13 protein-coding genes are annotated in these 12260 nt (G+C 65.0%); 1 reads left to right on the top strand and 12 read right to left on the bottom strand.

From position 1 onward, the window contains the following. Positions 1–52 precede the first annotated feature (52 nt). The gene (locus NWF34_RS20270) at positions 53–571 is read right to left on the bottom strand and encodes a M15 family metallopeptidase (protein WP_258325953.1); all 519 of its coding nucleotides are present in this window, start codon (positions 569–571) and stop codon (positions 53–55) included. 97 nt (positions 572–668) lie between these two features. Between NWF34_RS20270 and NWF34_RS20275 the strand changes: the two genes are divergently transcribed. After that, the gene (locus tag NWF34_RS20275; protein WP_258325954.1) at positions 669–1802 is read left to right on the top strand and encodes a DUF2235 domain-containing protein; all 1134 of its coding nucleotides are present in this window, start codon (positions 669–671) and stop codon (positions 1800–1802) included. 63 nt (positions 1803–1865) lie between these two features. Here the strand turns inward: NWF34_RS20275 and NWF34_RS20280 are convergent, their stop codons facing one another. The 11 genes from NWF34_RS20280 to NWF34_RS20330 form a co-directional block, all read right to left on the bottom strand. Beyond that, positions 1866–2261 carry a VOC family protein gene (locus NWF34_RS20280; protein WP_258325955.1) on the bottom strand — a complete coding sequence of 132 codons (396 nt, stop codon included), beginning with the start codon at positions 2259–2261 and terminating at the stop codon, positions 1866–1868. Between the two features lies 1 nt (position 2262). Next, positions 2263–2571: a helix-turn-helix transcriptional regulator gene (locus tag NWF34_RS20285; RefSeq protein WP_258325956.1), complete on the bottom strand. Its 309-nt coding sequence runs from the start codon at positions 2569–2571 to the stop codon at positions 2263–2265. Between the two features lie 75 nt (positions 2572–2646). Further along, positions 2647–3633 (bottom strand): oxygenase MpaB family protein, encoded by a 987-nt coding sequence (locus tag NWF34_RS20290; protein WP_258325957.1) that lies wholly within the window; start codon positions 3631–3633, stop codon positions 2647–2649. 260 nt (positions 3634–3893) lie between these two features. Then, positions 3894–5042 (bottom strand): ecdysteroid 22-kinase family protein, encoded by a 1149-nt coding sequence (locus NWF34_RS20295; RefSeq protein ID WP_258325958.1) that lies wholly within the window; start codon positions 5040–5042, stop codon positions 3894–3896. A gap of 101 nt (positions 5043–5143) precedes the next feature. Continuing rightward, positions 5144–5923, bottom strand: a complete 780-nt coding sequence (locus tag NWF34_RS20300) for a hypothetical protein (RefSeq protein WP_258325959.1) — start codon at positions 5921–5923, stop codon at positions 5144–5146. A 54-nt stretch (positions 5924–5977) separates the two neighbouring features. After that, entirely contained in the window at positions 5978–7249 is a 1272-nt protein-coding gene (locus tag NWF34_RS20305; protein ID WP_258325960.1) for an MlaD family protein, read from the bottom strand. Next, positions 7249–8367 (bottom strand): MlaD family protein, encoded by a 1119-nt coding sequence (locus tag NWF34_RS20310; RefSeq protein ID WP_258325961.1) that lies wholly within the window; start codon positions 8365–8367, stop codon positions 7249–7251. The genes NWF34_RS20305 and NWF34_RS20310 overlap by 1 nt, the downstream gene beginning before the upstream one ends. Further along, positions 8364–9467, bottom strand: a complete 1104-nt coding sequence (locus tag NWF34_RS20315) for an MlaD family protein (RefSeq protein WP_258325962.1) — start codon at positions 9465–9467, stop codon at positions 8364–8366. Before NWF34_RS20315 ends, NWF34_RS20310 begins: the two co-directional genes overlap by 4 nt. Next, the gene (locus NWF34_RS20320; RefSeq protein WP_258325963.1) at positions 9467–10525 is read right to left on the bottom strand and encodes an MCE family protein; all 1059 of its coding nucleotides are present in this window, start codon (positions 10523–10525) and stop codon (positions 9467–9469) included. Before NWF34_RS20320 ends, NWF34_RS20315 begins: the two co-directional genes overlap by 1 nt. 23 nt (positions 10526–10548) lie before the next feature. Beyond that, positions 10549–11592 carry an MlaD family protein gene (locus NWF34_RS20325; RefSeq protein WP_258325964.1) on the bottom strand — a complete coding sequence of 348 codons (1044 nt, stop codon included), beginning with the start codon at positions 11590–11592 and terminating at the stop codon, positions 10549–10551. Then, positions 11589–12134: a hypothetical protein gene (locus NWF34_RS20330; RefSeq protein WP_258325965.1), complete on the bottom strand. Its 546-nt coding sequence runs from the start codon at positions 12132–12134 to the stop codon at positions 11589–11591. Before NWF34_RS20330 ends, NWF34_RS20325 begins: the two co-directional genes overlap by 4 nt. Positions 12135–12260 lie beyond the last annotated feature (126 nt).

Genomic DNA, 12260 nt, shown 5'->3' on the forward strand with positions numbered 1-12260 from the left:
TGAGGAGATGACGAGCGTGCGACCCGTCGATCGACAGCCTACGGCCGATGGATCAGATTCCGCGGCGATCCGCCCGGACCGCGGCATCGGGCCACATCGGCGGGCACGCTGTCCCGGGTGTCGTGGCCAGTTCGAAATGCCACCACTCGTTGACGAATGTCCGGCACAACCCCCAGCGATAGCCGTTGCGTTCCAGCCAGGCAGCGCCCTCCCACGGGCCGACGTCGACGGCCTCACCGCGAACGTGCGGCGACTCCTCCGCGGGAAGAACCCAGCGCCGGGCCGCCGCGGGACTGCCGTAGGTGGCGATGGCGTTCCGCCACAACTGTCGCTGTTCGGCGTCGGACCGTTTGCCGGAGGTGATGTACATCTGAATCCCTTGGGCGCGGCCGTCGTTCGCGGCGAGCGTGTACGACGCCGCCAGTCCCGGTACGAGTCCGGCCGTCCCGGGGGCCAGGGCGGTGGGCGCTGCCACCGCCGGGCCGACGCCGACCACCGCACCGGTCACGGCACACGCAGCGCCGGCCACCGCGAGGACGACCCGCGTGAGTCCAGACGCGAAGATGCTCATCAGACCAGTAAACCGTACGACTGACGTGTACTGCATGGACCGGTGTGCGGCATTACCGTCGAATGTGTCGGGCCCGTCGACGCAATGGAGGGGCTGCATGAGGAAACGCCTGATCATCTGTTGCGATGGCACGTGGAAATCATCGAAGGATCCGCGGGTCTCCAACGTGGAGAAGATCGCTCGGGCCGTCAAGACCGATGCAGCCGACGGTGCCGTTCAACTGGTTCACTACGTGAACGGTGTCGGGACGGGCTCCGCGTGGTCCGACCGTGTCCTCGGAGGCGCCTTCGGTCGCGGGTTGAACGCGAATCTCGTTGACGCCTACCGTTTTCTCGTCCTGAACTACGAGCCCGATGACGAGATCTTCGTCTTCGGTTTCAGTCGAGGCGCGTACACCGCCCGCAGTCTGGTCGGGATGATCAGCAAGGTCGGGCTGGTCACGCCACGCCAACTGGCCGAGAACCCCGCGAGCAACCTGTTCGAGAAGGCCCTGCAGTCGTATCGGGACGAGAACAAACGATCCGCCCTCGGTCGCGAGGTGCCGGTCGCGTTCATCGGCGTGTTCGACACCGTGGGAGCCCTCGGCGTTCCCGGTATCACCCGGTACAAGCACAACTTCCACAATGTGAAGCTCGGCGACAAGGTCGAGGTCGCGCGTCAGGCGCTGGCGATCGACGAGTGTCGGCTGACGTTCGACCCGTGTGTCTGGGAGACCGCCGGTAACACCGAGACCGATGTGAAGCAGGTCTGGTTCGAGGGCGTGCACTCCGACATCGGCGGAGGTCTGAAAGTGGTCGAACCGTCCGAACTCACCCTGGCCTGGATGGTGCGGGAAGCGAGCCTGCGCGGTCTCGAGTTCTCCTACGACCGGTTCACGGCGATCCGACAGCCGGTCGATCCCGCGTGCCCCGAGTATGCCGCCAACAAGTCGATGAACGCCGCATACCAGGTCATCAACCTCATCAAACTCGCAATCGGACCATTTCGACTGCACGGCACCACAATTCGCCATCGACGCCAGAGACGCAGGCTCGAGGTCGAGAAGGATCCGGCGTCGCCGCTGTTGATCGCCGAACCCGCGCTCACTCGATGGGAGACCGACCAGGACGGGCGCAGGCGGAAGGCGCCCAACATCGGATGGTGGATCGACATGTTCGACGGCGACCCCGTTGCGTTACGCGCCCGCGTCGTCGAGATCCCACCACTCTCGGCGCCACTCGCCACAGCGTGACAGCAGCCTTCGGATCGAGACCGAACACCAGCACCCGCGGGCGAACGCCTCCGGGAGGCCGGGTCAGGCCTCCTTGACCGCGGCGATCTGGATGAGGTTGCCGCAGGTGTCGTCGAAGACGGCCACGATTGCCGTTCCGACGTCGGTGGGCTCCTGGGTGAAGACGACACCGTGTTCACGCAGGCGGTTGTACTCGGCGTCCACATCGTCGACGGCGAACTGCGCCAACGGGATACCGTCCTCGACGAGTGCATCCCGATAGGGCTTCACCGCGGGATGCCCGGCCGGCTCCAACAGGAGTTCGGTTCCTTCGGGCGCCTCCGGCGACACGACGGTGAGCCACCAGGCGTCCTCACCCAGCGGTATGTCGAGGTGTTTGGTGAAGCCGAGGACGTCGGTGTAGAAATCCAATGCCTTTCGCTGGTCGTCGACGAAGATCGAGGTCAACGCGATTCTCATGTCATGCCTTTCGTGGCGCGGGCCACCGCCTGGCGATCTCTGCCAGCGGTGTCGGATCGAAGTAGTGGAACTTGGCGCGTCCGCGTTTCTCGGCGTGAACCAATCCGGCGGCCTCCAGTACGGCCAGATGTTGCGAGATGGCCTGGCGGGTCAGGCTCAGTCCCCGGTTGGCGGTGAGACGTCCGCAGATCTCGAACAGCGTCTGACCATCGCGGTCGGCGAGTTCGTCGAGGATCGCACGTCGCGTTGGATCGTCGAGAGCATGGAACACGTCGGCCACACCCGACCATAGGCAAGTCGCTGCTTGCATGTCAACGGCCGACTTGCAGAGATGACGAAGCGGGCCCGTGGACAGTGTCCGCGAACCCGCGTCGAGTAGTTCAGTTCAGTCCCTGGGGAACGGTACGCCCATGCGCTCGTAGGACTCGTAGACCTCTTTCATCTTGCCGTCCCGGAACGAGCCCAGAAGTGCCTTCACCGCGCGGCGACGAGCCGCGGCGATCGGCTTGGGGTACTGCCTGGTGTTCATCAGCTTCTGCGCCCACTCCGGATGGAGATCCTGGATGGCCCAGTCGACGAGGCTCACCACTGGACGCTGCCACGAGGGGTAGCGCCACGGTGCGGTCGGATTGAGGAGTTCGACGGTCGGCATGGTCACGGCCAGGTACGGCAGCGAGTCGGCGAGATACTTGTCGACACCTTCCTTCGTGGTCGGCACGTTCGCTCCGCCCAGCTCACTACCCATCCGTGCGTAGTCGTGGAAGAACTCCTCGAGACGTTCGTCGCTGAGCGGGTCGGGATGGAAGGCCTTGTGCGACGCTGCGAGAGCCCACGCCTGGGTGCAGTAGTTCCAGGTCAGCAGATCGGGGTCGCTGGCCTTGTAGGCGTGGCCGTCGGGACGTACACCCTCGATGCGGTTGTGCATTCCCCGGACCGTCTTCGACACCCGTTCGGCCACCGGCGTCGACGCCAGGGCGACACCGAAGAAGAAGGACAGGGTGTGTCCGGAACGTGAGGAGAATGCCTTCTCGTCGAACTGGCCGGTCGGTACGCCGTCGATCCGTTCGAGGGCGCGGGTGTGCTCGTACGCCATCCAGGCCATGTCGGGGTGCAGGGTCTCCATCATCGCGGCGGCACCCATGGCGATCTGGACCGTCGGCAGGTGCTCGTGGACGTACCAGACGGCGCTCCCGGGTCCGAACCACCCGGGATCATCCTTCGGTTCGGTGAACTGGACGTTCCGGAAGAACTCGTCCCGGATCGACTGGAAGGACTTGTCCACGGCCCAGTCGAAGACGCTGCGCTTGTGTGGAACAGACGCGACCGACGGGGTCGGCTCAACAGCGGGCCGTGCTGTGTCTTGGATCACCATGCCACCGAGAATAACGCGACAGACTATTCGTATTCTATTCGCTTTCGGCGAGCTGCCTGGCCGACCCCCGAAACGTGAACATCGCTCCACTGCAGGGGAATTCGGCTTCGTCAGCGGGCGGTGGCAGGGCGTCTGATCCAAGTGTTCGCATTCGGGTCGTCAACGCCGAACACGGGACGCACCGCCGACCCGGCGGCCGGACCGAATGTCGAACGCACCGTCCCGATCGGGACGGTGCGTTCGACATTCGGTGTTCGGCGTCAGGCGAGCGCCTTCTTGATGGCCTTGTCGACCTCGAGATCCTCGACCATCGAGTTCGCGGCCGCGAAGGCGAGTTCGACGCGGTCGGCCGGTTGCAGCCCCGGCCACACCGTGCAGATGGCGATCGAGTCCCAGGCGTCGAAGGCGAAGAACCGCAGCGCTTCCCAAGCCTGATCGAAGGTCGGCGCGTCCTCGACGCCTTCATCCTCGAGGGTGTCGAGATACGCGCGGAGGAGTTTTTCCTCGTTTCCGCGGCGGATGGCCGCAGGCGTCGAGTGGGTGAGCATGTAGCTGACCTCGCGCAGGCCCGGACCCCGGTGGATGACCTGCCAGTCCAGGAGGCCGGCCGTACCGTCTGGCTTCAGGTAGGTGTTACCGATGTGGGAGTCGCCGTGCAGCATCGTCTGCGGACCCTCTTCCCACTTCGCGTGCAGCGCCTTGTCATTCTGGTTCGCGAACTCCGCCATCCGCCGGGCGGCGGCCGGGATCTCGACGTTCTCGTCGTTCAGGATCGTCTTGCGCACCTTGCGGAATTGCCAGAGCAACAACGGGAATCCCGGACGTGCGGATTCGGGTGCGATCCACGGCAGCTCCGACGCGAGCCGCGGGCTGTTCCAGAACTGCGCGTGCACCCGCGCGAGCGTTCGCATGATGGCCTCGACACCGGGCAGGGTGATCTCCTCGACGCTGAACGGGAAGGTGGCACCCGCGGCTTCGAGGTCCTCGAGGACGAGTAGATGCCGGGCACCGTGGCCGGCATGTGCGAAGTACGACTTCGGGGCGATCGAATCGGCGAGTTGCGGACGGATCTGGTCGTAGAACTTCACCTCGTTGACGGCCATGTCGAGTGCCGCCACCATCGTCCGGTTCTTGGCGTTCAGAGGCGTCGACTTGATGAAGACGCTGGCCGGCAGTCCGGCGTCGAGGCCGACGCGGTTCCACTGGATGCCGAGCCGGTTGCGGTCGGTGGTTCCCGACGTGCCGTCGAGTCGGGTGACGCCTTCGGCGACCGCCCCGGGTGCCTTCGCGGCGAAGACCTTGGTGAGGAAGGCAGCGTCCACCTCGCCGACGCTGGTGGGTTTGGGTGCCGGCGCCCACGGCGAGATCGCGAGCGACGTCTCGGCCAGGGCCTTCAGGGTCTGTTGCATGGTGTGATCTCCCGCTGTGTGCAGGCGTCAACATCCGACGCCCCGGTGCAACATAGTTTACTTCGTCACCTATGTCGGGGGGACCGGTTTCGTCGGAGCGATCACGGCAATTCGACCTTGGAGGCCAGCCAGCGTCCGTCGACCTTCTCCATCGTCATCAGGATGCGGCTGCGGTCGAGACGAGGATCTGGGCTCGCCGTGTTCGTCACCGTCTGGTCGACGAACAGCATCACCTCGACCTTGTTCTCGGACTGCGACCTGATACCCGCATCGATCACGGTTCCCTTGCCGGTCGCCTGGTTGTCGACGAGCAGCTGGCGCAGCTGCGAACTCGAACTCGAGTACATGTCCTTGAATTCGCCGGTGGCACCCTCGAGTACGCGCGCGAAGTCCCGGTCGAGGTTGCGGGTGTCGATGCTGGTGAGTGCGACCGCATAGCTCTCCGCGGTCCGTAGTGCCTCTTGCCCGGAGTGCTCGATGTCGATGCGGTTCTTCAATTGCACGCCGAAGACGATCGCCAGCGCGGATGCCGCGATCGTGATGACCGCCAGCAAACCCACGCCTGCTGCGCCCCAGCCGAGTCGGGCGGACTTGCGGCCCACCGGACGTCCGCCGTCGCCGGCGGGTGACCCGGTCGAGTCCTCCCGGGCGGTCTCGTCCGCGGAGGATTCGGCTTCCTTTCTCGACTTCTTGCTGACCGACAGCGTCTTCGACTTCTTCGGTGACTCCTCGGCGGCGGACTCCGAGCCGGACGCCGTCTGGTCGGTGGTCTTCTCGTCGGTGGCCTTCTCGACGGTCGTCGACGACGCCGTGTCGTCCTGCTCGGAGACGCCGGTTCCGGTTGTGTCGGCGTCGTTCTCGGCTGATGTGTCGGTCTTCATGTGAATCCTTTCTCGAGGCGGAGGTTTTCGCCGGGCGTGCGGTCACGCCGCGAGTCACTGCGGTGGCGGTGGCAGCGGAACCTTCGGTCCTCCATAGGGCGTGGGGATGGACAGCGGCCCACGCGGGGGCGGGTCGGCGGTCGCACGCGGGTCCACGTTCGGCGGCGGACCGGAGAGGTACTCCTCCCCTGCCGGATGCGGAGCGTTGCGCGCGCCTCGGACGAGAATCGCCGGGTCGGGGTCGTTGCAGTAGGTGTACAGGTAGGGCTCGGGATAGTCCGGGATCGACGGCGGTTTGCGCGGCAGGTCGTAGTCGCAGACATAGCGTTCGTAGACGTCGACGATGCCCCAGGTCCCGCCGTCGCGGAACGTCGATCCGATGGCTTCGAGGACCGAACCGCGATGATCGGGCCAGATCGCCTCGAGGGCGGGCACCCTCAAATATGAAAGCTTGGAGATGGTCACCAGATTGCCCAACAGCTGGACCATCGTCGGCGAATTGTCGGCGAACAGGGCGTCGACCGCACCCATGGTCGCCGGTCCCTGGTCGACAAGTCGCCGGAATCCGCCGTCCATCTTCTCCACACCGGTGAACACGCTCCGTAGATCGGCCGACATCGCCCGGATCCTGGGTGCGGTCTCCCCCAGCGTGCCGAGCATGACCTTGCTCGACTTGAGCAGGGACGTGGTGTTCGGCAGCGCGGTGTGCAGCGTCGACAGCAGGAAGATCCCACCGTTGACGATGTTGTCGAGCTTCTTCACACCCTGGGGCGAGACGCCGAGTTCCTTGACGATGATCTCCAGCTCTTCCGGGTTGATCTGATCGAGCGTCCCCTGGAGGCTTTCGAGTACCTCGGCGATGGGAGTGGGTGTGGTGGTGCGTTTTGCGTCGATCACGGCGTTGTCGGTCAGGTAGGGACCGTCGCCGTTCGCGGGCCGGAAGTCCAGGTACTGCTCGCCCGCCGGCGAGAGTCCCGACACCCGGACCGCTGTGTCCGCGGGGATCTTCGCGTCGGTCGACACCCGCACCACTGCGACGACGCCGGACTCGCTCAGGTCGACAGCGGAGACGCGACCGACCGAGACACCTCGCATCGTGACGTCCTGTCCCGCCAGCAGACCCCCCGAGTTGAGGAGGTTGACGCGAATCGTCATCTGCGAGGCGCCCGGGTTGATGCGCAACGCGCCGAACAGCAGATAGGCGACACCGAGAACGAGAGTCAGCGCGAGCGCGATCGCGGACAGGATCAGGCGCCGTGCGCGACCCCATCGGACGACACCGACGAGCCCGGACGCGACCGGCTCTGCAGCACTTCGGATTCCCATCACCGGCCTCCCGTCGACTGCTTGTACAGCTTGTCGAGCAGGTAGGAGATGCTGCCGATCACATTGATCACGTCGGTCGCGTCCGGGACTCGCATACCGGGATCGGCCTTGTGATTCGGGTCGCCGACGACGCCCAGTGCGATCCCCTGGATGTCGATGTTCGCATGTGCGGAGGTCGAGCTCGCCGCCTTGATCAGTGGCGCGAGAATCGAATTCACCGCATTCATGTTCGCGTTCGGATTCAGCGATGCCGCGTTGAACCAGTACGACAGCTTGTTCATGTCGGCGATGGTGCTGCGATTGTCGGTGCCCTTGATCGAGGGGAACTGTCCGATCAGTTCGGTGAGCCGGTCGACGTTGGCGACCATGTCGAGTACCTGGCCGGTGTTGGCCGACAGCGCTCCGACAGCCGGGGCGGCGGCACTGATCGCATCGGACAGGTCCTTCTGCCGTGCACCGAGAGTGGCCGCCAGGTTGCTGGTGTTGCGCATCGCGCGGTTGATCTCGCCCGTGCGGTTCGACAGTGTCGAGATGAGATCGGTCGACTGGTCGACCAGATGCGCAACCGACCGGCCGTCCGGGCCGACCGCCTCGCCGAGTCCGTTGACGACCTTGACCAGGTTACGGACGGCACCGCCGTTGACCAGTAGGGCACTGGTGGCGAGGACTTCTTCCACGGTCGCCGCCGACGACGTGTCGTCGACCGTCAGTTCGTCGCCGTTCTGCAGTTCGCCCTTCTTGTCCTGACCTTCGGGCGGCGGTTCGAGCGCGACGAAGACGTCACCGAGTGGGGTGGCCGAACGCAGTTCGGCCGTCGTGCCCACGGGCAAGGACGTCGACGACTGGATCCGGAGGTCGACGACGGCGGTGAAGTTCTCGGCGTCCATCGAGGCGACCGAACCCACATCCGCTCCCAGAACGCGCACCTTCGCGCCCTGCGGGAGATTGAGTGCGTTCGTGAAACGAGCGGTCAGCGTGTACGTGGCGCCGGAGGCCCCGGGTGCCGGCAGTGGGAGCTGTTCGAGTCCCACTCCGCAACCGCTCACGCCCAGCACGGCGGCGAGCCCGACGGCGAGCGCTGCCGCCGGTTTGCCGACCTGCCGTGTCCGGGCGCTCATTTGGCGTTCTCCACGAGTGCGGCGAGGATCGAGGTGGCCCCGAAGTCGGGTCCGAAGTCCTGCAGTGTGCCGGTGGCGCAACCGAGTTGGCGTAGGCCGAGAAGGTTGCACACCTCCTTGACCCCCTGACCGTCGAGAAGGAGTTTGTCGACCAGTCCGTGCACGCGCAGTGCGCCGGTCTCCTGGTCGATCGCGTTGTAGACGTTGTCCATGAGCATCGGTGCGATGTCGAAGAACTCGGACAGATTGCGTCGGTAGTCGACCATCGCTGTGGTCACGGTGGTGGTGCTCGACAGCGTGTTCTTGATCGTCTCCCGGTTGGTGATGAGGAGCGCCTGGGTCTCTCTCATGAGGTCGTTGAGCTGCTTGCCCGTCGTCCCGGTGCCCAGATCCTCCGAGGCCAGGAACGACGACATCTGTGCGAAACCAGAACCGAGGTCGCGGATCACGGCATCGTTGTTCGCTGCGGCCTCACTGAGTCGGGCGAGGTTGGATGCGATCGCGGTGATGTCCCGCCGTGAGTGGGCGCCGCCGTCCTCGCTGAGCCGCAGTGCGCGCTCGAGGTCGCCGAGGGCGTTCCGCATCGACTGACCGTTTCCCTCGGTCATCGCGACGCTCACCGCCATCAGATCGGCGACCGGCCCCTCCCCCTTGCCGTTGCCGCCGAGTTCGGCCGACAGTCGCTCGACCATGGTGAGAACTCGGTCGAACTCGACCGGGGTGCGGGTGCGATCCAGTCCGATCTTGTCGCCGTTCTGCATCGTCGGTCCCTCCCGGTACACCGGGGTGAGTTCGACGTGGCGGTCGGTGAGGATCGACGTCGAGACCGTCACCGCCTCCGCGCTCGCCGGGATCTTGATGTTCTTGTCGATCTCCATCGTGACGAGCGCATAGCCGCCCCTCGCCTCGATGGCGGTGACCTTCCCGACCGACATCCCCAGCACGTCCACCGAGTTGCCGACGTAGAGGCCGTTGGCGTTGTCGAACTCGGCGGTGACGGTGATCTTCTCCTCGAAGGGATTGGATCCGAGCGAGCATCCCGCCAGCAGGAGTGCTGCCGCGGCCAGGATCAGCAGCGGGTGTGCGATGACTCTGGACATCACTTGCACTCCTTGAAGTATTCGGCCAGCGACATCATGCGCGCCTGCCCGCTGACCGCGCACATCCACGCGTCCACGAGAGATCCTGCGGGGGCGCCGAACTCGAGATTGTTGCCGTATCCGGTCGCATTGGCGAAGTTGCGGATCGGTACGGGCAGGATCTGCAAGGTGTTGCGTAACACGTCTTCTCGTCGCGCCACCGCGCCGAGCAGGGTCTCCATGTTCTGGAGCAACTGGGTGACCTGCGGTCCCTGGACCCCGACGATCTGGTGGAGATTGCCGATCAGTCGGGTGGTGGACTTGATCAGTTTCTGGAGAGAGTCGATCCGGGTCACCAGCTCGCTGACGAGTTGCTCCCCGCGAACGACCATCTGCCCCAGCGCGACCTGCTGGTTACGGATGGCGGTCGTGAGTTCGTTGGTGCTCGCGAGCAGCTGGCCGATCTGGGTCCGCCGGTCGGCGATGATGGTCGAGAGGTTCTCGATGTTCTTCAGCGCCTGGGGCATCACGTAGGGTGCACCGTCGAGCTGATCGGACAACACCGTCATCGAATCCGCGATGCGCTTGGCGTCGACCTGTTCGAAGGTGGTCGTGGCGCCGGCCAGGGCATGCTGCAGGTCGTAGGGCACCGAGGTGTTCTTCAGCGCGATGACGTCGTCGGGGATCTCGCCCTCGCCCGCCGGCTGGATCTCGACGTACCGCGAACCCAGCAGGGTGGTCAGCTTGATGGCCGCCCTGGTGTCGGCGCCGAGTTCGACGTCACCGTCGATCTTCATCGACACGACAACGCGGTCGCCGGCGAGTCGAACCCCGGTCACCGTGCCGATCGGCACACCGGCGGCGGTGACCTGATCGCCGCCGGAGATCTGTGCCGCCTGGACGAATTCGGCGTCGTAGGTGTTGTCACCGATGCCCAGCCGACCGATACCGACGATGCACAGCACGACCAGACTCAGGATCAGGATCGCGCTGATCCCCAGCTTGAACCTGCTCTGGTCTTCCAGTCGACCCTTGAAGGGATTCTGCAGCGACGGTTTCGACAGCGACGGGCGCTTCATCGACCTCATCTTGTTTCTCATGCTCACCTGCAGATCGGGGATTGTTGGATCTTCCCGCCCGGCGTGACCCCGGCGATGATGCCGGGAATCAGGTGCGACAGGCCGGGAACGATCGTGACGTTGACGTTGCAGATGTAGGCGTTGGCCGCCGTGCTCTCCTGCGTGAAACGGGCGAGACCCTGCATCGCCAGCGGCACGTTGTAGAACATGTACGCGAACTTCTCGGCATTGCTGACGATGTGACCGGTGAACCCGGGCTCCCGCGCGACCAATGCCGAAAGGCTGGGCTCGATGTTGTTGAACACCACAGCTGTTCGGCCGATGGTCTGCGAGATCTGATCGATCGAACTGACCAGTTCGCCCTGCCGGGCGTTGAGCGTGGTGAACACATCGCGCATGTTCGAGATGAGTGACTCGACACTCCCCGACTGACCGGCCAGCGACGAGGTCACCTTGCCGAGACTCACGATCAGGTCGCCGAGGACATCGTCGGGTCCCGCGAACGAGTCGGCCAGGGTCGACGTCTGGGCGATCAGGGAGGTCAGCGATCCCTTGTCGCCTTGTAGGGCCGTGATGATCGTCTGGGTGATGTTCTGCACCTGGTCGGGGTCGAGGACGCTGAAGAGCGGTTCGAAACCGTTGAGCAGGCCGGCGATGTCGAAGGACGGCTCGGTCTGATCGAGCGGGATCTCGCCCCCGTCGTCGAGCGGTACGGCCGACGAGTCGGTGTCACCGGCGAGCAGTCCGAGATAACGCTGGCCGATGATGTTCTGGTACGTCACCGACGCCCGCGTGTCGGTGTAGAGCGTCTGGTCGTCCTGGACCTCGAAAGTGACCCGGGCGACGGTCTTCTCGAGTTGGATCTCGTCGACCCGGCCGACCCGGACACCGGCGACCCGGACGTCGTCGCCGGGACGCAGACCACTGACGTCGGTGAAGACCGCGCTGTACTCGCGCGTGGCGCCGTTGACGTTGCGCTGCAACGTGACATAGACGAACCAGGACAGCACGAGCGAGACGACGAGGAACAACGACAGCGTGATGAGAGATTTCCGGAACGTGCTCATCGCGGGCCTCCCTCCCCTGCTCGCGGTGCACCGGGCTTCTGGTCACCGGTGTCGGGACGGATCTCGACCTTGTTGCCGCGCAGCAGCGGAGCGAGCAGCATCATCGCCGCGGGGGTCGCGTCCTTGCCCAGGATCTTGCGCAGCTGCTCGAGTTCGGCCTTGCTGCCGACGGGTCCGACGTTGCCGCCCATGAGCCCCGGCGGCAGCCGGTAACCGCGCGGGAGCTCGTATCCGGCGGGTAGCTGGTAGTTCTTCGGATCGAGCTTCTTGGGAAAGCCGTAGGGACGGGCGGTCACCGGTGCCGTCTTGCAGCTCGCACCTTCGAGGTTGCCGTACCGCGGACAGTCCGCACGGACGTAGGTCCGGTTCGGCGACAGCGACAGGATCATCTTCGACGTGGCCAGACCGGTCTCGGGGTTGTAGACGTGTTCGTTGAACTTGTCGGCAACCACCGCGAGCCGGGTCGTGATCGGCACGAACGACGGTGCGTTGTCGGCGAGTACACCGATGACCGGGGTGAGGTTGGTCGAGATGGTGATCATCCGGGCTTGGGTTCTAGTGATCCCCGCAACACCCTGGCTATCAGGGAGTTGCGGGGATCATGGTTTCTGCGGAGTTGAAGGAGCTGTTTTTCGAGGCGTTGGACCGTGAATACGGCAACGTGACAG

Origin of the sequence: Gordonia sp. GONU (assembly GCF_024733855.1) — a bacterium.
Classification (GTDB): domain Bacteria; phylum Actinomycetota; class Actinomycetes; order Mycobacteriales; family Mycobacteriaceae; genus Gordonia; species Gordonia amicalis.